22 protein-coding genes are annotated in these 23,063 nt (G+C 49.6%); 1 reads left to right on the top strand and 21 read right to left on the bottom strand.

What is annotated here, in order from left to right; translation table 11 throughout:
* Window positions 1–13: 13 nt before the first annotated feature.
* The 8 genes from tsf to rsxC all read right to left on the bottom strand — a co-directional run bounded on the left by tsf (window position 14) and on the right by rsxC (window position 7,178).
* On the bottom strand, window positions 14–940 hold the full coding sequence (tsf, locus tag ACCC71_RS05425; protein ID WP_434311403.1) for a translation elongation factor Ts: 927 nt from the start codon (window positions 938–940) through the stop codon (window positions 14–16).
* Between the two features lie 2 nt (window positions 941–942).
* Entirely contained in the window at window positions 943–1,707 is a 765-nt protein-coding gene (rpsB, locus tag ACCC71_RS05420; protein WP_434311402.1) for a 30S ribosomal protein S2, read from the bottom strand.
* Between the two features lie 277 nt (window positions 1,708–1,984).
* A complete protein-coding gene (locus tag ACCC71_RS05415; protein WP_434311401.1) occupies window positions 1,985–2,776 on the bottom strand; it encodes an RnfABCDGE type electron transport complex subunit B in 792 nt (263 codons plus the stop codon).
* 13 nt (window positions 2,777–2,789) lie between these two features.
* Entirely contained in the window at window positions 2,790–3,383 is a 594-nt protein-coding gene (locus ACCC71_RS05410; RefSeq protein WP_434311813.1) for an electron transport complex protein RnfA, read from the bottom strand.
* A 17-nt stretch (window positions 3,384–3,400) separates the two neighbouring features.
* Window positions 3,401–4,201 (bottom strand): electron transport complex subunit RsxE, encoded by an 801-nt coding sequence (gene rsxE, locus ACCC71_RS05405; protein ID WP_434311400.1) that lies wholly within the window; start codon window positions 4,199–4,201, stop codon window positions 3,401–3,403.
* 14 nt (window positions 4,202–4,215) lie between these two features.
* Complete coding sequence (locus ACCC71_RS05400; protein WP_434311399.1) at window positions 4,216–4,836, bottom strand: RnfABCDGE type electron transport complex subunit G; 621 nt, start codon at window positions 4,834–4,836, stop codon at window positions 4,216–4,218.
* Window positions 4,837–5,763 (bottom strand): RnfABCDGE type electron transport complex subunit D, encoded by a 927-nt coding sequence (locus ACCC71_RS05395; RefSeq protein ID WP_434311398.1) that lies wholly within the window; start codon window positions 5,761–5,763, stop codon window positions 4,837–4,839.
* Entirely contained in the window at window positions 5,760–7,178 is a 1,419-nt protein-coding gene (gene rsxC, locus ACCC71_RS05390) for an electron transport complex subunit RsxC (RefSeq protein ID WP_434311397.1), read from the bottom strand. Before rsxC ends, ACCC71_RS05395 begins: the two co-directional genes overlap by 4 nt.
* Before the next feature lie 591 nt (window positions 7,179–7,769).
* Here rsxC and ACCC71_RS05385 point away from each other — a divergent pair.
* Window positions 7,770–8,918, top strand: coding sequence for an aldo/keto reductase (locus ACCC71_RS05385; protein ID WP_434311396.1), 1,149 nt, complete (start codon window positions 7,770–7,772; stop codon window positions 8,916–8,918).
* A 108-nt stretch (window positions 8,919–9,026) separates the two neighbouring features.
* Here ACCC71_RS05385 and ACCC71_RS05380 read toward each other — a convergent pair whose 3' ends face one another.
* The 13 genes from ACCC71_RS05380 to ACCC71_RS05320 form a co-directional block, all read right to left on the bottom strand.
* Complete coding sequence (locus ACCC71_RS05380; RefSeq protein WP_434311395.1) at window positions 9,027–10,340, bottom strand: ABC transporter substrate-binding protein; 1,314 nt, start codon at window positions 10,338–10,340, stop codon at window positions 9,027–9,029.
* The gene (locus tag ACCC71_RS05375) at window positions 10,337–12,523 is read right to left on the bottom strand and encodes a hybrid sensor histidine kinase/response regulator (RefSeq protein ID WP_434311394.1); all 2,187 of its coding nucleotides are present in this window, start codon (window positions 12,521–12,523) and stop codon (window positions 10,337–10,339) included. Before ACCC71_RS05375 ends, ACCC71_RS05380 begins: the two co-directional genes overlap by 4 nt.
* Window positions 12,524–12,608: 85 nt before the next feature.
* Window positions 12,609–13,562, bottom strand: coding sequence for a carbamate kinase (gene arcC, locus ACCC71_RS05370; RefSeq protein ID WP_434311393.1), 954 nt, complete (start codon window positions 13,560–13,562; stop codon window positions 12,609–12,611).
* Between the two features lie 64 nt (window positions 13,563–13,626).
* A complete protein-coding gene (locus tag ACCC71_RS05365; RefSeq protein WP_434311392.1) occupies window positions 13,627–14,388 on the bottom strand; it encodes a hypothetical protein in 762 nt (253 codons plus the stop codon).
* Entirely contained in the window at window positions 14,382–15,080 is a 699-nt protein-coding gene (locus tag ACCC71_RS05360; RefSeq protein ID WP_434311391.1) for an ABC transporter ATP-binding protein, read from the bottom strand. Before ACCC71_RS05360 ends, ACCC71_RS05365 begins: the two co-directional genes overlap by 7 nt.
* Window positions 15,077–15,448 (bottom strand): GntR family transcriptional regulator, encoded by a 372-nt coding sequence (locus ACCC71_RS05355; RefSeq protein ID WP_434311390.1) that lies wholly within the window; start codon window positions 15,446–15,448, stop codon window positions 15,077–15,079. Before ACCC71_RS05355 ends, ACCC71_RS05360 begins: the two co-directional genes overlap by 4 nt.
* Window positions 15,449–15,813: 365 nt before the next feature.
* Window positions 15,814–16,764, bottom strand: a complete 951-nt coding sequence (locus ACCC71_RS05350) for a D-2-hydroxyacid dehydrogenase (RefSeq protein ID WP_434311389.1) — start codon at window positions 16,762–16,764, stop codon at window positions 15,814–15,816.
* Window positions 16,765–16,781: 17 nt separating this feature from the next.
* Window positions 16,782–18,161, bottom strand: a complete 1,380-nt coding sequence (locus ACCC71_RS05345) for a sodium-dependent transporter (protein ID WP_434311388.1) — start codon at window positions 18,159–18,161, stop codon at window positions 16,782–16,784.
* A gap of 129 nt (window positions 18,162–18,290) precedes the next feature.
* Window positions 18,291–19,142 (bottom strand): patatin-like phospholipase family protein, encoded by an 852-nt coding sequence (locus tag ACCC71_RS05340; RefSeq protein WP_434311387.1) that lies wholly within the window; start codon window positions 19,140–19,142, stop codon window positions 18,291–18,293.
* A gap of 1 nt (window position 19,143) precedes the next feature.
* A complete protein-coding gene (locus tag ACCC71_RS05335; RefSeq protein ID WP_434311386.1) occupies window positions 19,144–19,713 on the bottom strand; it encodes a TetR/AcrR family transcriptional regulator C-terminal domain-containing protein in 570 nt (189 codons plus the stop codon).
* A gap of 99 nt (window positions 19,714–19,812) precedes the next feature.
* The gene (locus ACCC71_RS05330; protein WP_434311385.1) at window positions 19,813–21,228 is read right to left on the bottom strand and encodes a radical SAM protein; all 1,416 of its coding nucleotides are present in this window, start codon (window positions 21,226–21,228) and stop codon (window positions 19,813–19,815) included.
* Between the two features lie 11 nt (window positions 21,229–21,239).
* Window positions 21,240–21,815: a manganese efflux pump MntP gene (locus ACCC71_RS05325; RefSeq protein ID WP_434311384.1), complete on the bottom strand. Its 576-nt coding sequence runs from the start codon at window positions 21,813–21,815 to the stop codon at window positions 21,240–21,242.
* A gap of 481 nt (window positions 21,816–22,296) precedes the next feature.
* Entirely contained in the window at window positions 22,297–23,055 is a 759-nt protein-coding gene (locus ACCC71_RS05320) for an amino acid ABC transporter ATP-binding protein (protein ID WP_434311383.1), read from the bottom strand.
* Window positions 23,056–23,063 lie beyond the last annotated feature (8 nt).

Raw genomic sequence — 23,063 nt, 5'->3', positions numbered from 1 at the left:
TTCTCTCAGAAGTTTACTGTCCCATCTGCTTTGCTACTTCTTCTGCAAAGTTCTCTTCCTTCTTCTGCATGCCCTCGCCGGTCTCAAAACGGACGAATTTCTTCACCGTTACCGCAGCGCCGACTTCCTTGGACACCTGCTGCAGATACTTGCCAACGGTCAGATCGCCGTCTTTTACATACTGCTGATCTAACAGGCAAAACTCTTTCAGTTCCTTGTTCAGACGGCCAACGATCATCTTGTCAATGATGTTATCCGGCTTGTCGGGCATCTCGTTCTTCGCCTGGGTCTTCAGAATCTCTTTCTCCTTCTCGATGAACTCGTCGGAGATCTCGTCACGGCTGACATACTGAGGCTTCAGGGCAGCGATCTGCATCGCCACGTTCTTCAGCGCTTCCTTCACAGCGTCGTTTACCACATCGGTCTCCGCCTCTACCAGCACGCCGATACGGCCGCCGCCATGGATATAGGATACCACGCAGCCATTTTCAATTTCCATCTTCGCAAAACGGCGGATGCTCAGCTTCTCACCAATTACGGCTACTTTACTGGACAACTCCTGCTCCACGGTCTTCGTGGGATCTAACTCCCAGGGCTCTGCCATAAACTCTTCGATGGTCTCTGCCTTGGTCTTTAAGGCCTGAGCGGCCACTTCCGCTACATACGCCTGGAAATCTGCGTTCTTCGCTACGAAGTCGGTCTCACTGTTTACTTCAACAACAACGGCTTTCTTATCGCCGTCCACCAAAGTCTTAACCAGACCTTCCGCAGCAATTCTGCCGGCTTTCTTCGCCGCTGCAGCCAGTCCCTTTTCTCTCAGGAACTCTACTGCCTTCTCCATATCGCCATCGGTATTGCTGAGAGCCTTCTTGCAATCCATCATGCCAGCTCCGGTCATCTCCCGCAGCTCTTTTACCATTGCAGCTGTAACTGTTGCCATAATTAGTTCTCCTCCGCTTCGGTCTCGGTTTCTTCCGCTACAAACTCTTCACTCTCTGCTTCCAGCTCGCTGTCCACCATTTGCTCGCCCTGGCTGCCCTCGATAACAGCGTCCGCCATCTTGGAAACAATCAGCTTCACAGCGCGGATCGCGTCGTCATTTCCCGGAATCACATAATCCAGCTCTTCCGGATCACAGTTGGTATCCGCGATACCAATCAGCGGGATTCCCAGTGCATGGGCTTCCTGAACGCAGATTCTCTCTTTCTTCGGATCAACAATAAAGATCGCATCGGGCATCTTCTTCATGTTCTTGATTCCGCCCAGGTTCTTCTCCAGCTTATCCCACTCTTTTTTCAGAGCAATGACTTCCTTCTTCGGAAGTACGTCAAAGGTTCCGTCCTCCGCCATCTTCTCAATCGTTCTCAGACGGCCGATCCGGCTCTGGATCGTCTTAAAGTTGGTCAGCATACCGCCGAGCCATCTCTGATTTACAAAATACATACCGCAGCGCTCCGCCTCAGACTGAATGGCGTCCTGGGCCTGTTTCTTGGTTCCGACAAACAGGATCGTCCCGCCGTCCTTTACCAGGTTTACAATCGCATTGTAAGCCTCGTCCACCTTACCCACAGATTTCTGCAGATCGATGATATAGATCCCGTTTCTCTCTGTGTAGATGTAGGGAGCCATCTTAGGGTTCCATCTTCTGGTCTGGTGTCCGAAGTGCACGCCTGCTTCCAGCAGCTGCTTCATAGAAATTACGCTCATGTCTTTTCCTCCATTTGGTTTTTCTTCCGTGTGCTTCCGCTTCCGGAGACCTTACGGCACCGACCGGATAATCCACACACGTGATTTTTAGACCGGAAAATTATAGCATAAAAAGAAAAAATTCGCAAGGCTTTTTCCGAAAAAAATCAAGCAAAATCAAGCGGAGCCTTCCCCGTCCAGATTTCAAATCCAGACCAGGAAGGCTCCTGCTCTCCAATGGCATTTATTCTTTCCGTATAACAAAAGCAATATACACCTTTGTCAACGAAAAATAATTTTAACGAATCACCTTCACCGGACACTTCTCGGCGCATTTACCACAGTTCGTGCATTTTTCCGGATCAATAGAAGCCAGATTATTGGTGATCGTCACCGCCTCGAACTCACAGTTTTTCTGGCAGATTCCACAGCCGATACAGCCGGCCGCACAGACGGCTTTCACAGCCTTGCCTTTCTCGCGATTGCTGCACTGTACCAGGTGCTCCGCCTTGGCAGGGACCAGAACAATCAAGCTCTTCGGACAGGCCGAAGTACACGCGCCGCAGGCAACGCACTTCTCCGGGTCCACAACAGCCACACCATTTACGATGTGGATCGCATCATATTTGCAGGCATTCACACAGGAGCCGAAGCCCATGCAGCCATAGTTGCAAGCTTTGTCTGTTCCCCCAGGAATCATTGACGCCTTCTGGCAATCGTGAATTCCAAAGTACTGGGACTTCATAACGGTTTTATCACAGGTTCCGGCACAGCGGACAAAGGCGACTTTCTTATCGCCAACTTCCACTGCCACGCCAAGGATCTCACCGATGGCCTTGGCATTTTCTGCTCCGGCCGGCGCACAGGCGTTAGGAGCCGCCGTACCGGCCACCATTGCTTCCGCGCAGGCGTCGCAGCCGGCCAGGCCGCATCCGCCGCAGTTACTGCCCGCCAGATGCTCACGGACCTTTTCCACCCGCTCATCCACCTGTACGGCAAATTTCTTACCGGCCACTCCCAGGAGCAGACCGATCAGCAGGCCGACGCCGCCGACAACGGCGACTGCCAATAGAATCATATTTGCATCCATGTTCGTCTCCTCCTTAAATAACGCCGGCGAATCCGCAGAAGGCGATTGCCATCAAGCCGGCCGTAACCAGAACGATAGGCTGCCCGCGGAAGGAGCTGGTAATATCATTGTTCTCAATTCTCTCCCGGATTCCGGCCATCAACACAATGGCGATACAGAAACCAAGAGAAGTTCCAAGACCGTTGACGATGGAAAATACCATCATTTTGCCGCCCGTATAATCCGCATACTTCTGTACGTTCAGCAAAGCCACGCCAAGCACGGCGCAGTTGGTCGTAATCAAGGGCAGATAGATTCCAAGGGCGCTGTACAAGGACTGCATCATCTTTTTCAGAATCATTTCCACCAACTGAACCAGAGCCGCAATGACTAAAATAAACACAATCGTGTTCAAGTAGGTCAGATGGGCCGGTTCCAAAATCAACAGATAAATCGCGCTGCAGACTGCAGATGCGATGGTAATAACGAATACAACCGCCGCGCCCATGCCAGCCGCCGTCTCCACTTTACGGGAAACGCCAAGGAACGGACACAGCCCCAGGAACTGGCTGAGGATAACATTGTTGACCAGAGCCGCTCCTACGAGCAGTAAAATCAATTCACCAATCATTTTCTCTTATCCTCCTATTCCTCCGGCTTTTTCTCTGCGGCTTCCTTCGCCGCTTTCGCCGCGGCCGCCTTCGCTGCCTTCTCAGCCGCCAGCTTCGCTTCCTGCTCCGCCTTGGCCTTTTCAATCACCGCTTTATTGCTGACAAAGAGGCTTCCGGCGCAATTGGAACAATTTCCGCCGCAGGCAATGGTATCGCATCCCTGCTCGTTATTGGTCGCGCTGGGCGCTTTGAACTTATTCTGAAGCGCGGTCAACACGGCCAGAACAAAGAATGCTCCGGGTGCCATGATGAAAATGGCCGCCGGGGTATATCCCGGAATCTTCGTCAATACTTCCACGCCGAACAGCGTTCCGGCGCCAAGGAATTCACGAACCAGACCAATGATCGTAATCGCACAGGTAAAGCCAAGGCCCATGCCGATACCGTCAAAGAGCGAAATCACCGGGCCGTTTTTGCTGGCGAATGCTTCCGCACGGCCAAAGATGATACAGTTTACTACGATCAATGGAATATAGATTCCGAGCGCCTCATAGACGCTGGGTACAAATGCCTGAAGCATCAAATCCACAATTGTTACGAACGAAGCGATAATTACAATAAACGCCGGGATACGAACCTTATCCGGAATCACGTTCCGCAGAAGGCCGATCAGCAAGTTAGACATCATCAAAACCGCCGTCGTCGACAGGCCCATGCCGATACCGTTGATGGCAGAGGTCGTCACCGCAAGAGTCGGGCACATACCTAACATCAGGACGAAGGTGGGATTTTCTTTGATGAGTCCGTTGGTCAACGCCGATACATATTTTTTCATCTTATCCTCCCTCCTTACTTTCCTACGCCGATGCACTCATAGGCGAAATACAGGCCCGCATTGACAGCGCCGGTCACTGCTTTTGTGGTGATCGTCGCGGAGCTGATCGCATTGATCTCGCTGTCGCCGGCATCACCGGTTTTTACATAGGTCAGCTCTTCCGACTGTTTTCCGGCGAACTGGCCCTTAAAGGTATCCTTGGCACAGTTGGCTCCAAGGCCGGCCGTCTCGCTGTTGGAGATGATCTCCAGACCGGTGATCGTGCCGTCAGTGCTGATACCCAGTGACATATTGATATCTCCGCCGTAGCCGTTTGCCGTGGTAATGTCAAGGGCATATGCAATCACATTGCCGGAAGCGTCCATAGCAGGTCTAGCATCGTTGATCTCAATGCCCTCAAATCCTTTTTCCTTCAAGGCGCCGGCGCTCTGCTCTACAAGCGCTTTTAACTCGTCGTCTTCCGGAATCGTGGCAGCCTCCTGACAAACCTGTTTATAAGCAGTCTCTTTTTTCAGCTGATTCTGCTCCGCAATCCGGTCTTTGGTGATCTCATTGACAATTCCTAAAAGTGCGCTGAGGATCACGGCAATTCCAAACAGGATCAGGGCATTTTTTATAATCTTATCGGATTTCATTTATTTGCCCTCCCTTCCAAAAGCCTTGGGAAGCGTAACTTTCTCAATCAGCGGAACCAAAATATTGCCGATGATGATGGCAAAGGAAACGCCCTCGGCCATATTTCCAAAGGTACGGAACACTCCGGTCAAAATACCCAACAAAACGGCAAATACGATTCTGCCCTTCGGGGTAATCGGGCTGGTCACATAGTCGGTGGCCATGAAGAAAGCGCCAAGCATCAGACCGCCGCCGCAGATCTCGCAGGCAAGGTAGGTCAGATCAAAGCCGTGGCCGCCAAAAAGCAGCATAAACACGGCGAACGTTCCGATATATACAACCGGAATATCCCAGGTAATCACCTTGCGGACAATCAGGAACAGACCGCCGATCAAAATCAAGGCTGCGGAGGTCTCTCCGATAACGCCAGGGGTGAAGCCAAAGAACATATCGGCCAAATTCGCCGTCTCGCCGGCCTTTAACGCCGCCAGAGGGGTAGCCGAAGACACGCCGTCTACCGCAAAATTATTCATCAAACCGGCAAACGCCAGAATCAGGAAACACCGTGCGCCCAGCGCCGGGTTCATAAAGTTCTGACCGATACCGCCGTAAAGCTGTTTTACAATAATAATCGCGAAGGCTCCGCCAATGATCGGAATCCAGATCGGCACCGTCGGAGGCAGATTCAACCCTAACAAAAGACCAGTCAGCACTGCGCTGTAGTCTTTCACAGTCAAGGTTTTTTTCATCGCTTTTTCCCATATGTATTCAGAAGCCACGCACGAAGCCACGCAGACCAGCACGATCACTCCCGCATACCATCCAAAATGATAAATCCCAAAGGCGGTGGTCGGAATCAGGGCTAAGATGACGTCCAACATCAGGTTGCTGGTCGTATCCTTGCTCACCGCATGGGGATTGGTGGACACATGAAACAACTGACTCATGCCTTCTCACCTCCTTCTTTCTTTGCTTCCGCCTCAGCTTTTGCCTTTGCTTCCGCTTCGGCTTTTGCAGCCTGAGCCGCAGCCTGGGCTTTTCTTCTTGCATCCTGTACGGCGCGGCGGCTCTGCTTAAAGGACTGAGTCAAGCGCAGCTTGGCCGGACATACATAGGTGCAGGCGCCGCATTCGAAGCACTCCATACCATCCAGTTTGGCAAAGGTATCGATATCGCCACGAATAGAGCATTCATACATCTTCTGCGGTACCAGACGGCTCGGACATGCAGCTACGCAGCGGCCGCAGCGGATACAATGGCTGCTCTCATATTGAGCAACCGGATCTTTTTCCATACACAGCAGCGCAGAAGAAATCTTCGTCACCGGCACATCCAGGCTAGTCTGTGCCTGGCCCATCATCGGGCCGCCAGAGATCACTTTTTCCGGCTCGCATTTGAAGCCGTCTACATATTCCAAAAGTTCACGGTACATAGTACCCGTCTTTACAATCACATTTCGAGGTTTATTCACCGCATCTCCGGTCACGGTCACCACACGGCGCATCAGCGGCGTGGATTCGCAAACGGCGCGGTAAATAGCGATCACCGTATCACAGTTATCCACGATACATCCGGCATCGGCAGGAAGCATCGAAGAATTGATCTTTCTTCCGGTGCAGGCATAGATCAGCTGACGCTCGGAGCCTTGCGGATATTTCGTTTTCAGGACCTGAACTTCGATCTTCGGCTCATCCTTTACCTTCTCCTGAAGAAGTTTAATCGCATCGGGTTTATTATCCTCCACGGCGATTACGCCTTTTGCGTTGGGGAACAGACTTACGATCACATTCAAACCGCCGATCAAACGATCCGGCTCCTCCAACATCATCCGGTAATCGGAAGTCAGATAAGGCTCGCATTCCGCACAGTTGGCAATGATGTAGTCAATCGCATTGTCATCTTTGGGAGTGATTTTTACATGGGTGGGGAATCCAGCGCCGCCCATACCGACCACACCGGCATCTTTCACTGCAGTACGGATTTCCTCCTTTGACATCTTCGTATAATCTTTTTTCTCGCCGACGCCAGGAGCCGGGGTATACTGTCCGTCATTCTCAATGACAATGGATTCCACCATCGCACTGCTGGGCGTAAGCCGAGGCTCAATGGCCTTTACCGTTCCGGATACTGAGCTGCAGATATGAGCGGAAATAAAACCGGAGGCCTCCCCGATCCGCTGCCCCATCAAAACCTTATCGCCAACTGCAACGATCGGCCGCGAGGGAGCGCCCAGATGCTGCTGTGCCATGGGGAACACCAGATCACCCTTTGGCATAACAGTCAAGGTCGGCAGATCCTTCGATAGGTCTTTCCCATCGTAAGGGTGAATACCGCCTTTAAACGTTCCTGTACCAGTACTCATCTTCTACTCCTTTCTTCCTGTCCTCCCTCCTCCAACCAATAAATGAGGACAGCTTATCATACATCTTTATTATAATAATACAGTTTTTTTGTTTTTACAAGTATTGTTTTAAACTTGTCAAACATTGTCAATTCCTCAGATTTCCGCGTATTTACCAGCTTTTTCATGTCGAATTCCCATTGATTATTTATAAATGTCGCACAATTTTCCATGAAAGCCTCGGACGGCAGCCATAGGGAGAGATGTGCTCGCATATCTCTCCCTATGGCTATCGGACGAGCTAAGACGCATGAGCAAGTAAGGCCCCAGCCTTACTTGCGAATACGTCTGGCGATTGCGGGAGTCCGAAGGACGCAGCAATCGGCTTTCATGGAATTACTTGCATGACTCGCGATTGCAGGAGTCCGAAGGACGCAGCAATCGGCTTTCATGGAATCGCTTGTGTGTCTGGCGATTGCGGGAGTCCGGAGGACGCAGCAATCGGCTTTCATGATCTAATATAGATATGCGCAAGTCCCAATTGCCATACCAACAAAAATTCGGTATAATACCCTCAAAGAAAATTTCACCAAAAAAGAAACGGAGGACTTCATGCAATACAGAAATTTAGGAACTACCGGCCTCTCCGTCAGCGAGATTGGTATGGGCTGCGAAGGTTTTTCCGAGGATAATTGCCAAAATACCAAGCGCCTCTTGGATGCCGCTGAGAAACTCGGAATCAATTATTTTGATCTTTACACATCAGACCCGGAAGTACGCGCCAGCGTCGGCCGCGCGTTAAAAGGCAGAAGGGACAAATTTATCCTTCAATCCCACATCTGTTCCATCTGGAAAAACGGCCAGTATATGCGCTCACGAAAAATCGAAGAAGTAAAAGCGGGCATGGAAGAAATGCTTTCTTTGCTTCAGACCGATTACATCGACGTTGGTATGATTCACTATGTAGATTCCATCGACGATTGGAATACGATACAAAACGGGCCAATTTTAGAATATGCAAAAGAACTAAAAGCCTCCGGCGTCATCCATCATATTGGCTTAAGCAGCCACAACCCCCAAGTAGCTCTCGCCGCGGTCAAGAGCGGTTTTATTGAAGTTCTCATGTTCAGCATTAACCCTTGCTACGATTTGCAGCCTGCCACGGAAGACGTGGAGGCCTTATGGGATGAAAAAAATTATCAAAGACATCTCATCAATATGGATCCGGAACGCCAAGAACTATACGAAACCTGCCAGCGTTTGGGAGTCGGCATTACGGTCATGAAAGCCTTTGGCGGAGGAGACCTGCTGGACGCCTCCCTTTCCCTGGCCGGAAAAGCCCTGACCACCAATCACTGTATCCACTATGCCCTGACGCGCCCCGGCGTAGCCACCGTGCTGGCAGGAGCTCACTCTATAGAACAGCTTCAAGAAAGCGCGGCCTATGAGAATGCCACGGAAGAGGAAAAAGACTATGCGCCGGTCTTCGCCTCTTTTCCTAATATCAGCTGGGAAGGGCATTGCATGTACTGCAGCCATTGCGCTCCCTGTCCGAAACAAATCGACGTGGCAGCTGTTACCAAGTTTTTTCACTTAGCCAAAGCGCAAGGGATGGTGCCGGAAACCGTGCGGGAACATTACAATCTTCTTCCTCACCATGCCGGAGAATGTATCCGCTGCGGCGCATGCGAAAAGCGATGCCCCTTCCACGTGTCCATCATGGAAAATATGGCCCAGGCAGCAGCTCTGTTCGGAAAATAACAAACGTTTTTTCCCTATATGAAATTCCGATGTCAAAAAGCTTCTCGTAAAGAAGCCTTTTGACATCGGAATTCTATCTCTTCATTAACACCAGCCTACCCGTTTAGCCTAGCCCAGCGTCGCATCCTGCAGCGCGTCAAAGGCCGCCATACACTCGTCCACCGTAGCGCCGTTTAGCAGTTCCCGCACGATCAGGCAAGTATTTCCCCACTGCTCCACCTTCATACTCGCATTGGAGCCTAAGACATAAACGCCCTCCTCAATTCGATTGTTCAAGGGCCGCAGCGCAGGAACACAATCCACCTTCACGTTTTTGGACGGTGAAATCACCCGGTTTGTCTCCGAATAGACTTGAAGCGCTCTGTCAGAAACAATAATATCCATAATCCGAAGCGCATCCTCCGCGTGCTCGGCATTTGCGCCGATACCAAACCCGGTCATCGGCATCACCGGCATCTGCCCCCGGCTGCTGGGAAAACCGATCACCTGCATCTCAAAGTCCGTTTTCCCATAAGCGGTTTCCGTGTTTGCCGCTCCCCAGTAAGCCATGACGATGGGCGTCTTTCCCGCCAAAAAATCCGGCCGTTCCGCCTCGATCGCTTCGCTGACGCTGGCAGTCTTGGCATCGATATAGCCGCGGTCAATGAGCTCCTTGAGAAATTCAAAACCAGAGCGCATATAATCGCTGTATCTACTCTCTCCACTGTTCAAAGCGGCAATCTCCGCTTCCGTATTCCCGCCGTTGTATAAATCCGCATAAGCCTGGGCAAAAACAAAAGTTTCCAGCCACCAGCGGTTTGCGCCGATGGGCGTCTTGATTCCATTCTCTTGAAATACCCGGCAGCACTCCAAAAATTCATCCGGCGTCTGCGGCAGCTCCAGATGATACTGGTCAAACATGGTTTTGTTGACGAATAGACCATAAGCAACCACTTCCTGGGGAATCGCCACCAGCTTCCCATCCACGGTGTTCGCGGTCCGGATAATCTCCCGCAAATTCTTCGCGCTGTCAAGCCCCGATAAATCCATCAGCGCTCCCTCTGCTCCCAGAGCCAAAAGGGTATCCGGATTCAGCAGGTATAGATCATCCATATTGTTGCGCGCCCTCTCAAGGGTAACATCGTCATAGGTCTTGTCCCGATAGTCTTCCGCCGTATAGGTCTTGTAGGCTACAGTCACGCCCAGTTCTTCCTCTGCCATCGCGATCGTCAAATCTGACGCGCTCCTTGCCACATTTTTCGCGTTCGGATCCACCTTCTCCATCGGGCTGAATAGATTCACGATCCGCTCATTCTCTTCTTTCTCCGAAACCAAATTCTTTGCTTTTTCATTGTTTCCGCAGGAAGCTAATGGTAAAATCAGCAGTCCTGTCAGGCAGAGTGTGATCCATCTCTGAGCAGCTTTTTTTCCCCATTTTCTCATGGTGTCTCCTTTCGCCTGGCACATTGTTTGATTACTTTCTTTAATAGTTCCATATCCAACGGCTTTGCCACATGGGCGTCCATACCAGCGTCCAGAGCTGCCTTTTCATCCTCGGCAAACGCATTCGCCGTCATAGCGATGATCGGCACGCTCCCAGCATCGTCCCGCTTTAGAGAACGGATGGCTCTTGCAGCCTCGTGTCCATTCATTACCGGCATCTGAACATCCATCAAAATCGCGTCAAATTCCCCTTCCGCCGCCTGACGGAAACGCTCCACTGCCAACTGGCCATTTTCAACAATCTCGCAAGAGGCCCCTTCCAGATCCAAAAGTTCCACTAAGATCTCCGCGTTAATCTCATTATCTTCTGCAGCGAGGAAGTGCAGACCAGATAAATCCTCCTCCTCCCCAATCTCTAATTCTTTATTCTTATCCCCCGGCTGCGCCTCTAGAATGCGAAGTTCCAAATCAACCCGGAAAAGAGTTCCACGGTTCACCTCGCTAAAAACATCGATCGTTCCGCCCATCAAATCCACGATACTCTTGGTGATCGCCATGCCAAGCCCTGTTCCCTGGACCTTGTTTGTCGTACTGTTCTCTGCTCTGGTAAAGGCGTCAAAGATCGTTTTCAGGTATTCCGGCGTCATGCCATAGCCATTATCCTCCACCTCGATCCGGATGGATTCATATTGGCTGGATCGCTGTTTCAGCCCAATCACGCGAAACCAAATGTCTCCACCCTCCGGCGTATATTTTACAGCGTTGGAGAGGAGATTGATTAAAATCTGATTCAGCCGCGTTTCATCACCCTCCAGGTACTCGTATCGGATACCCGTCACTTCCAGATGAAACTCCTGCCCTCTTGCCTTAGCCATCGGCTGAATGATGGTCTCCACAGAGGAAATCACATCGTTAAGCGCAAATTTCTCATAGTTGAGCACGACCTTTCCACTCTCAATTTTTGAGACGTCCAAAATGTCGTTGATCAGGCTAAGCAAGTGCTGGCCGGAAGCCATGATCTTTTTTGTATATTCCCGCACCTTTAACGGATTTTCCGCGTCCTTGGCCAGGAGCGTCGTAAACCCCAGCACTGCATTCATCGGTGTGCGGATATCATGGGACATATTGGAGAGAAATGTGGTTTTCGATTCACTAGCAATCTGAGCCGCCTGCAGCGCTTCCGCCAGCTGTTGATTATAGACCTTCCTCTCTTCTTCCCGCTCTCTCCTGATTTTATCCTGTTGCTTCCAATTAAAGTAATACAGAACAATACACAGAAAAAACGCCGCCAGCATGGAAGCCACAACAATCAAAATACTCCGATTGACCGTCTGACCTTCTCGCTGGATAGCCTCGACAGGCACATATCCTACCAAAAAAATTGTCCCATCATTGACCGACCACATATAATTAAGCGCTTGTATATCTCGGATGTCATGATAGAATAGGATATTCCGACCACTCTCCAGGCACTCTACCACCTCTCTTTGAATCTCTGTGTCCTGAATGTTATTGGCTCGATAGAAATCATCCAAATTCAGATGACCTGCCTCTCGCTGTCCCATCCCCTTCGGTTTTAGAACAAACCGCTTGCTTTCGGCATCCATAATATACAGCGACGCCTGCTTATTGTAAAACCCATTGGGAAGAGATTTGTCGATCGCATCGTAAATGTATTCAGCATAAAGATTCCCGATCACCTGCCCATTTTGCTCAACCGGACATTTTATCGTGTAAGACCACGTCCCCATATAATTTATGTAGGACTGGGAAATCTCCAGTCCTTCGATTCTTCCGCCTGCAGAAAAATCCAGTTCCTCCTCGGTAAACACCTCTCCGGTGCTGGACACACCTTCTGTTTTCCCCGTCCGGATCAGCGATAGCTTCGCCATCGTTTGGTTTTTCTCAAAGGTACGCACATAAGCCTCCGGATCCTCCACTCGCGCGATCTCCTGAGCGATCAGTATCTGAAACTCTGCCTCGCTTTGCAGAATTGCCTCGATGGTACTCTGGATGAGATCAAGACTTTCGCTTAGATTCTGAATAGCAGATTCCGACATCTCCTGGGATGTTTTCTTCGATATTGCGTATATAATCGTCCCCCAAATACAAAAAATTAATACAATGGAGAGAAGCAGGGACAATCTCCTTCGTTTTTCTCGTTTGTCTGGCTTTTCTTTCATTGACAATCTCCATTCCGCTTCCTATTCCATATACATATCAGAATCATACAAGGAAAACGTCTGTTTTGCAATCACTTTCTTAAAGCTATTTTCCGGATACCACCTTTGTCCCAGCTTTTCCTTCCAGCGCTTCCAACGCTTTATCCAAGGAAGTAATGACCGCGACTCGTCCTTCTTTGGATTTCACGAACTCTACCGCCGCCTGCACCTTCGGCAGCATACTTCCCGGCGCAAATTCCTCTTCGTCCATATATTTTTCCGCCTCGGCAATGGTCATCTCCGGCAAATCCTGCTGGTCCGGCTGCCGAAAATGAATGGAAACCCGTTCCACTTCAGTCAGGATCATCAGCACGTCCGCCCCAATCGACTGGGCCACAAGCCCAGCGGCCAGATCCTTGTCGATCACGGCAGCCACGCCTTCCAAAATGCCATCCGGCCGTTTGATCACTGGCACGCCGCCTCCACCGCAAAGGATCACAATCGTAGAATCCCACAAACGCTTTAAGGTCTCAAATTCCACAATTTCCTTTGGCTTTGGAGACGGAACCACCCGGCGGTAGCCACGGCCCGCGTCTTCTTTCATCACATAGCCGCTTTCCTGCTCCAATTTCTCCGCTTCTTCCTTCGAATAAAAAATACCGATGGGCTTGGTCGGATTCTGGAATGCGTCGTCCTTCTCGTCGACAACCACCTGAGTCACCAGAGAAACCACCGGAATATCTCCGCGCCCCTCCCGATTTAAAGCTGCTTTCATCGCTTGCTGGATATGATAGCCGATATATCCCTGGCTCATGGCTCCGCAGACGTCGAAGGGCATTTTAGGCGTCACATTGTGGGCCGTCTCGGATGCCAGAAGAATCCGTCCTACCTGGGGACCATTTCCATGTACGATGGCAATCTCAAATCCAGCCGCGCTGATTTTCGCCAATTTCTCCGCCGTCTTTTTTACAACGCTCAATTGGCTTTCCGCCGTAGACGGTTTTCCCTTTTCTTCCAACGCATTGCCGCCCAGCGCAATTACTACCTTTTTTGTCTCCATAAAAAATTCCTCCTGGAAATCTTGTCTTTTTTACAGGATTCCCAGGAGGAAAACAACCTATTCGCTATTCCAAATTCAAGTGACGCGTCAACACCCAATGACAAACAAAATATCCTGCCGCAATCGTCACAAACGTATAAATAGTGGCAAACACCAACTCTACAGTTCCATATGGATCCATCACATCCATCAAAAGCGCAGAAAACAGAGACCCCACAACGCCTTCTACCAAAGAATAGCCCAGATAAATAAGGACCGCGGCCAAAATCCGCATTTTGGGAAACAGCTGCCCTACGCAGATACAGGCATAGTAAATCAGGATCGTCTGAAAAGGCGATACAATCAGTAATATCGCAGTCAGAACAATGGTAGAATCCGGCAGATTATGCCAAATATCCCGAAAAATGCCGACCAATAAACCGCGCGCCTCGTAGGGAAGCGCCGTTCCCAATATCGTCAGGCAGAACAACAAAACCAGGGTAGTCGCTATCATCCAAAAGCTTCCGCTTAACACCTTGGAGACCAAGAGCTCCCACGGCTTTACGGGCAAAGTATTGGTCAGATATCCCTCATGGGAAAACATATTTTTATAAAACCTGCGGATCACCTGCACATAGGTAAACAACTGCACGGCAATCGCCACAATGACAAAGCCTATATAGAGGAAAATTCGCATCAGCCCTACAACGCCCGCCACATGAAACGGCATCTCAAGATCAATACCGGTCAATTTCAATATCAGCGTATAACCGACCAAAATCACATAGCTCAGCACCAGATACAGCCAGGTGGCCTTACAATCATACTTCCACAGCTTTCCTAGCATCGAAACACCTCCCGGAACAAAGCGTCAATGGACTTTCCAGCCTTGAGCCGAATCGATTCCGCATCGCCAGCCTCCACAATCCGCCCATATTTCAAAAAGATCACGTCATCCAATACCTGTTCAATATCCGCGATCAGGTGAGTAGATATCAGTACAGTGGCGTTTGGCTCAAAGTTTGTGATAATCGTCCGCAAAATATAATCCCGCGCCGCCGGGTCCACGCCGCCGATGGGCTCATCCAAAATATAAAGGGACGCTCTTCTGCTCATCACCAAAACCAATTGTACCTTTTCCTTGGTCCCCTTGGACATGGTTCTCATACTCTGAGAAAGATCAATATTCAAATGTTCCAGCATCATGCTGGCCCGTTCCCAGTCAAAATCCTCATAAAAATCCGTAAAATAGTGCAAGGCGTCCTTTACCTTCATCGCAAGAGGAAGATAGGTATACTCAGGCAGGTAGGATACGACTTTCTTTGTCTGTACCCCAACCGGAAATCCGTCGATAAAAACTTCTCCCGCAGTAGGAGTCAAAAGTCCGGTCGTTATTTTAATCAGCGTCGTTTTGCCACTGCCGTTGGGTCCCAACAACCCAACGATACGCCCTCTTGGAATTTGTAGATTTACTCCGCTTAGGACGGTCTTTTGCCCATATTGTTTTGTCAGATTCCGACATTCTAAAATCAGCGTCATCCGTTCCCCTCCTGCCTGATTTGTTTCACCATCTCCAGCACTGTTTCCGGCGGATATCCAAGCGGCTCCACTTTCTTCAAAAATTCCTGAATATACTGCTCTGCTAACCGTTTCCGATAGGATTCCAAAAGCTCTGCATCCTGCGTCACAAAACGCCCGCTGGTTCTCTGGGTGTTTACCACGCCGGTCGATTCCAACTCAGCCAAAGCCCTTTGCATCGTATTCGGATTGACCGCAGCCTCAGCAGCCAAGTCCCGCACGGAGGGCAGCTTCTCTCCAGGCCCATAAACGCCTGTCACAACCCGGAGTTCAATTTCTTCCATCAGCTGAAGATAAATCGGCCTGTCTGCAATTAAATTCCAAGCCATCCGCGCTACTTCCTCCCATCACATGTATTATCATACTAATACAATTATACTATCGGTATTTTTCGTATTTGTCAAGGATTTTCATCGCAGATCATTTTTACTTTCCCCTTATCAAGATAATGCAATGGACAAAAAGTCTCTGTGTGAAGAATGTGTCGGCATATTTTGTAGGGTTTCGGAGCGAGTACTTCTAGGATTCCGGTAATTTATAAAAAGCATTCACAAAAATAAGAAACTCGCTGCGCTCAAACAGTCTTATTTTTGTTCATAATACAAATTTCCGGAATCGAAGAAGTACTAATGCTCCTGCAAATACAAAATATGCCGACACATTCTTCACACAGAGACTTTTTAGCCCCACATCATCAAGATACTACATGGACCGGATTTCCGGTTAGAAAGGCCAGCACGTTCTCGATCGTAATCTCCAACAGCTTTTTTCTTGCCTCATCCGCCGCCCAGGCAATATGAGGAGTAACCAGCAGATTGGGAACGTCCCGCAGCAAACTGTCCGGCGGCATCGGCTCCGACCCAATCACATCGCAGGCAGCCATCGCCACTTTTCCGGACAACAATGCGTCTCTCAGATCCGCTTCTACCACCAACGGCCCTCTGGATACATTCAAAATCCAAACGCCGTCCTTCATCTTTTCGATGCTCTCCCGGCAAATAATACCGGATGTTTTTTCTGTCAGCGGACAATGAAGGGAAATCACGTCGGCCTTGGCCAGAAGTTCCTCCCAAGCCGCGAATTGAATCCCTGCTTCGGCCTCATCCGGATTTGGATGGGGCGTGGTCACAAGGACATGCATGCCAAAAGCCTGGGCTAAAGCGGCGACCCTTTTTCCGATCTTTCCATATCCAAGAATCCCTAAAGTTTTCCCCGTCAGCAGTGACAGCGGGGCTTTCCAGTAACAAAAATCATGAGACGCGATCCACTCGCCCTGCCGGACACTCTCCGCGTGAAGCCCTACATGATAACAGAGCTCCAAAAGAAGCGCCATGGTAAACTGGCTGACCGACTCCGTGCCGTAAGCCGGCACATTGGTCACCACAATGCCTCTTTTGCGGGCGGCTTCCACATCCACGATATTGTATCCGGTGGCTGTGACGCCGATATAACGGAGCGATGGACACTGCGAAAGAATCGCCTCGTCCAAAACCACTTTGTTGGTAAGGACAATCTCTGCTTCCCCAATCCGCTCCCGCAAAAGTTCCAGGGGCGTGCGGTCATAAAACCGAACGTTTCCGACCGCCTTCAACTTCCCCCAATCCAGGTCTTTCATCGAATATCCATCCAGGACTGCAATCTCCAAAGCCCGTTTCCTCCCCGTTATACAAACAGTTTTGCTAAAACTCCCCAGACGCCTTGCACAAGAAGAATGAAAATGATAATCGGCAAAATCCAAGCGAAATAAAAGCGCAGCCAGGCCGGTACTTTGACGCCGTCGCCGGTATTGGCCTCCGCCAGATAATTTTTAAAGCCCCAGCCAAAGCGGCTGACACAAAACAGCAAATAAACCAGAGAACCGCCCGGCAGCAACAAGTTGCTGACGATAAAATCTTCCAAATCCAGTACGCCGGAGCCTGCTCCCAAAGGCTGAAAGCCGCTCCAGAGATTAAATCCCAGCACGCAGGGCATCGACGCAAGACCGATCACCACCACATTGATCAACGCCGCTTTCTTTCTGGACCAATGCCACTGATCCATACAGCAGCTCATAATGTTCTCAAATACCGCAATGATCGTCGAAAAAGCGGCGAAGGTCATAAATAGGAAGAACAAAGCGCCCCAAAGCCTTCCGCCGTCCATCTGATTAAATACATTGGGAAGGGTGATAAAAATCAAAGACGGGCCGCTGTCCGGATTTACTCCGTAGGTAAAGCAAGCAGGAAAAATAATCAAGCCGGCCACAATTGCAACAAAAGTATCCAGCGCAGCGATGTTCATCGACTCGCCAAGCAAGCTCTTTTGTTTTCCCAGATAGCTGCCAAAAATCGCCATGGCTCCGATGCCAAGGCTCAAGGTAAAGAAGGACTGATTCATCGCCGCACTGATGGTATTCCAGACGCCAGCCTCTTTCAGCCGGCTCCAGTTCGGCAGGAGATAAAAACTTAACCCTTCCGCTCCGCCAGGAAGCAGAATGCTGTGAACAGCCAGAACTAAAATCAGAACCAAAAGAGCCAGCATCATCCACTTAGTGATCCGTTCTACTCCCTTTTGCAGTCCCAGAGAACAGATGAAAAATCCCAAAAGAACGATGAGAAGCATCCAGAAGGCCATGGTTCCCGGCTTAGAAAGCATCTCGCCAAAGGCCGCCCCTACGCCGTCTCCATCCAACTGCTCGATTCCTCCCGCCACATAACGATAAAAATAGTACAGCATCCACCCGGCTACCGTCGTATAGAACATCATTAAGACATAGTTGCCAAACATCGCAATATAGCCGTGGATATGCCACTTTTGCCCCGGTTTTTCCAGCACTTTATAAGCTTTTACTGCGCTTTGACGGCTCGCGCGTCCCACCGAGAATTCCATCGTCAATACAGGAACGCCCACCGCGATCAGGAAAAACAGGTAAAATAAAACAAAAAAGCCGCCGCCGTGGTTTCCGACTACGAAGGGAAAACGCCAAACGTTTCCAATACCGATGGCACATCCGGCGGAAATCAAAATAAATCCCAGCCGTGACTTAAAATTTTCTCTTTCCATAGTAAATTTCCTCTCCTCCTGCAGTTTTTTCTGCATTTAGAGAAATTATAACCGAACTGCCATAAAAAGACAAGAGGCTTTCCGCCGCCCTCAGCAAAAATCCTCTTGTCCATTTTTTCTGTTCTGTTTCTATTCTTTTAAGTAGTCCTGAAGAGCGTTCATCCGCCGAAAAGCGACCCGGCGGCCTGCCGTATAGAGATCCTCCAGTTTCTCCGTATCCTTTTCGATACGGGATACCGACACCGGCGCCTCCGGACGAATCACAAAAAGCCGCCCCTCCCGCTCCAAAGCAGAAATGTCTTCCTGGATACGGTTATAATGTTCCTCCATCTGCAGTAATGCTTTTACCAACTGAGGGTATTTTTTATAATACCGGGGATAGACCGCCTGCATCGCCTTACTTGCCTTTTTCCGGTATCCTTCCTGACGGGTTAAAATCAAAACAATTTTCTGAAAACCGTCCTCCATTGCCTTTTGATAAGGAATCGGATTCGTGATGCCTCCGTCCAGGCATTCCGCGCCGTCTACACGCACCATCGGCGCCAACAGGGGCATACTGCTGCTGGCCCTTGCCGCAAGCAAAATATCTTCGCTCTCTCCCTTTTTATGATACAACGGCGTCCCAGCCGCGCAGTCGGTGGATACTGCTACAAATTGCTTTTCCGACTCCCCAAACGTGTTCCCGTCAAAGGGAATCAGTTCCTCGGAAAGTTCTCCAAACAGGAAGTCAAAGTTAAATATACTGTGGGTCTTAAGCAGGCTCTTCATTCCCAGATACCGGCTGTCATTGACATAATCAATATTGATCCGGGCCGTCCGGCGCGGCTGGTGAGAAATATAATTCAAGCCGCTCATCGCCCCGGCCGACACGCCGATCACATAGGGAAATTCCAACTCGCCTTCCATAAACACATCCAAAACACCCGCCGTAAACAAACAGCGCAGGGAGCCTCCCTCCAATACCAGGGCCGCTTGCTCCATGTTACTCCTCCTTTTCCAGTACGTCAAAAATCGAGTGGGAAATCATAAAATAAAAGCCTTCCGCCACGTCCTCAGCCGAAAGCGCGTCGCCGCTCTCCAACAGCCAGGCTTTCAAAATATTGACCACGCTGATCGCGTAATATTTCGCCACTACCTCTTTTCTCAGAATACGGACGTCCGTTCTCTCTTTTAAATGGGCCTGCTCTAAGCGTTTCTCCAGCATTTGGCAGAAATGCAGTTCCAACATGCTTTCAAAAGAGTTTTGTCCTGTGACCTGAAAGGCTTTTTTGTAAAAAGTCTTTTCTTTCTCCATCAAGACAAATAGAAGCTTCATTGCCTCCCGCTCCATCTGATGTCCCAGCATTTCGTCTACTTTCTGTAAAAGCTCCTCACAAACCACCCATTCCAACAATTCATATTTATCCTGAAAATAATTATAGAAGGTAGGGCGTATGACCCCGGCTTTATCCGTGATCATTCGAATCGTGATTTTCTCGAAAGGGTGGGATACCATCAGTTCTTTCAAACCGCCGCCCAAAAGAGCCTTCGTCATCTCTTTTTTCTGTTCCATGGTAAGTCCTTTAGAGAGGCAGACCGATTGGCGGCCTGCCTAGATTTTTGATGTATCATATCACAAAAAAGAAGGTTTCGCCAGCAGATTCACAAAATCTTAATCTTCATTTTCCTGCTTGTAATTCTGATATCCGACAGCCTGCTTTGGATGCTCCGCCCAAAGTTTGTCCGCACAGACTTTCCAATCCTTTGCGTACTCCTGGCATTTTCCGCAAAGATGCTCCGCACTTTCCGGCGACTGCAAATCCGTCGAATGAGCCCCGGTCCGGGCCACCATCTCCTGCAAAAGCTCTGGATTTTCCAGCATCGGGCATGGCCTTAGATGATTTTCATTGAACGGCTGGGCGTCCCGATACGCCATAAACAATGGCTGCTTCAGCGCTTCCAGCAGAGAAACCTCATGGATATTTGCGCTGCTGTAGTGGATAAATACACAGGGTTCCACATCTCCATTGGCGTTGATATGGCAGTAGTTGCGCCCTCCGGCAATACAGCCGCCGACAAATTCGCCGTCGTTTTGAAAATCCATGGCAAAGATCGGTTTTCCGCCTTCCATACCGCGAATTTCCCGCACCCGGTGATACATATACTCCCGCTGTTCTTTCGTCGGCATCAACTCTACCGCCGCCTCATTTCCCACTGGCATATAGTGAAAATACCAGGTAAAACGGCAGCCTTTTTCAATAATCAAATCCAAAAAACCGTCGCTGGTGACCGTTTCCAAGTTATTGCGCGTATAGCAAATGGAAGTACCGAAGATTTGCCCGTGGGCTTTCAAAAGGTCCATGGCCGCCAATACCTTGTCAAAAATCCCTGAGCCGCGGCGGACGTCGTTAGCTTCCTCAAAGCCTTCCAGGGAAAGACTAAGCGACAGATTGCCAACCCGCTTCATCTCCTGGCAGAACGCCTCATCCACCAAGGTTCCGTTTGTGAATGCATGGAACGCACAGTCGCTGTGTTTCTCACACAGACGAAGGATATCGGCCTTCCTCATCAAAGGCTCTCCTCCAGTGTACATATAAAAATAGATTCCCAGTTCTTTTCCCTGAGTAATAATCGAATCCAGCTCTTCATAGGTCAAATTCAGTTTATGCCCATACTCGGCGGCCCAGCAGCCGGTACAGTGCAGATTGCAAGCGCTGGTCGGGTCCAAAAGAATCAGCCAGGGAATATTGCAGCGGTGTTCCCGGCGTTTCTTCCGAATCGTCTTTGTCCCGTGAAACGCGGCTTCAAATCCCAGATTCAAGGCGGTCATTTTGATCACATGGGGATCGATTTCATCCAAAAGACGGTAAAAATACTTCGTCCATTTCGCGTCGTGATTTTGTATCAGGGCGCGCGCGCCTTCATAGCTTTCTTTCTGATAGATTTCTCCCATAAAATCTTCCGAAAGATCCACAAGCTTCAGCAACGCCTTGTCTCGGTTTTCCGGCTCCTTGTTCATGTACTTTAACGTCTTGTCGACGGCAAGGCCGAACGCTCCCCTTGCGGCTTTGTGTGAAAGTTCTCCCATAGCGTTTCCTCCTATTGTAAATAATTGACAGCGGCTTCTAATCCGGCTAAAACCAGCAAGATTCCTCCGATCAAATAGGCCTTTTCCTTTTGTTCCGCTCCCAGGCGATAGCCGACCCACGCGCCAAGCGTAGCGGCCAGAATCGTGGAAATCGCCAGCGCCAGCGCCTCTTTCCACAAAATGGTGTCCATGATCGCCAGGCCGACGCCGGCAAACAAAGCGTCCAGGCTGATGACAATCGCCAGAAAGCAAAGAGCCTTCCAATCGGTTTCATTTTCCCGCCGTTCTTCAAAAGGCTTCCGTTTCCAAGCCTTTCTTAACATATAAATTCCAATCGCCGTAAAAATCATAATCGATAAAACCGTTCCAACCATTTGAATGCCGGACGATTTTTGCGACACCCACGGCAAAAGACGAATCAGGCTTCCGGTCAGGAGGGCCAATACCTGCCAAAGCGTAAACAAGGAAGCGGCGCAAAAGATTTTCCATTTTTCCCAGCGAGCGATCACCGCTCCCTCACAGATCATTGCCGCGCATACGTCCAAGGACAACCCCAAGGACACCAGCAGGATCTCCCATCCATTCATAACCGTCCGCGCCTCCTATTTTGATACTCTTCATTGGCAAAAGTAACGTCTGCTCTAACCGTGTATGCTCTTGTTAATTAAAGGTATCATTATTATATAAAATTGTTTGATCTATGGAAATATTCAGAAATTATAGATGTGTTGCCGAAAAGACGACATTTTTTGCGATGTGTATTAATATAGAGCGCAGGGTAGAGGCTAAAAAAGACCTCGACGAAAAAACAGGTCGGAATATTTTGTATTTGCAGGAGCGTTAGTACTTCTTAGAGTTCGGGAATTTGTTTTATGAGCAAAAATAAGACTGTCTGAGCGCAGCGAGTTTCTTATTTTTGCGAATGCTTTTTACAAATTGCCGAACTTATAGAAGTACTTGCTCCGAAACCCTACAAAATATTCCGACCTGTTTTTTCGTCGAGGTCTTTTGATACCGAAATTCCCCAGAAAAAACGGGCAAAAAGCATTCGCTTTTTACCCGCCTCTATCAGTTTTGAAAACGCTTTAAAAATGCCTTGGTCCGTTCATTCTTGGGATTTGAAATGACATCCTCCGGACGGCCCTCTTCCACGATCACGCCGCCGTCCATAAAGATCACATGATCCGCCACGTCTCTGGCAAAGGCCATCTCATGGGTTACGATCACCATGGTCATGCGCTCCGCCGCCAGGCTTTTAATTACTTTTAAAATCTCTCCCGTCAGCTCCGGGTCCAGCGCCGAGGTCGGCTCGTCGAAAAATAGAATCTTCGGCTTCATGGCCAAAGCCCGCGCGATCGAAACCCGCTGCTGCTGTCCGCCGGAAAGCTGATGGGGATAAGCGTCTGCCCGGTCTTCCAATCCCATTTTCACCAGCAGTTCCATGGCTTCCTTACGGACTTCCTCTTTGTTCCGCTTCTGGACATGAAGCGGCGCGTCCATGATATTCTTCAATACCGAATAGTGAGGAAACAGATTAAAATTCTGAAAAACCAGGCCGAAATACTGTTGAATCTCCCGCAGTTCCTGGGAGGGCGCATACTTTGCCGTTCCATTCTGGTCCCGGACTGCATGGCGGTCTAGATAAATCAAATCCCCGCCATCCATGGTCTCCAGCATCGTCGCACAGCGCAGCAGCGTGGATTTTCCAGAGCCGGAAGGACCAATAATCGAAACCACCTGCCCTTCCTCCACGGAAAGGGAAATATCTTTCAGAACCTCTACCCCGTCAAATTGCTTTTTGCAGTGATTGATCTCTAATATCTTCATGGAAACCT

Origin of the sequence: Hominifimenecus sp. rT4P-3 (genome assembly GCF_051055405.1) — a bacterium.
Classification (GTDB): Bacteria; Bacillota; Clostridia; order Lachnospirales; family Lachnospiraceae; genus Pseudolachnospira.
Note: the sequence above shows the minus strand (reverse complement) of the source record. Positions and strands in the feature narration are given on the sequence as shown.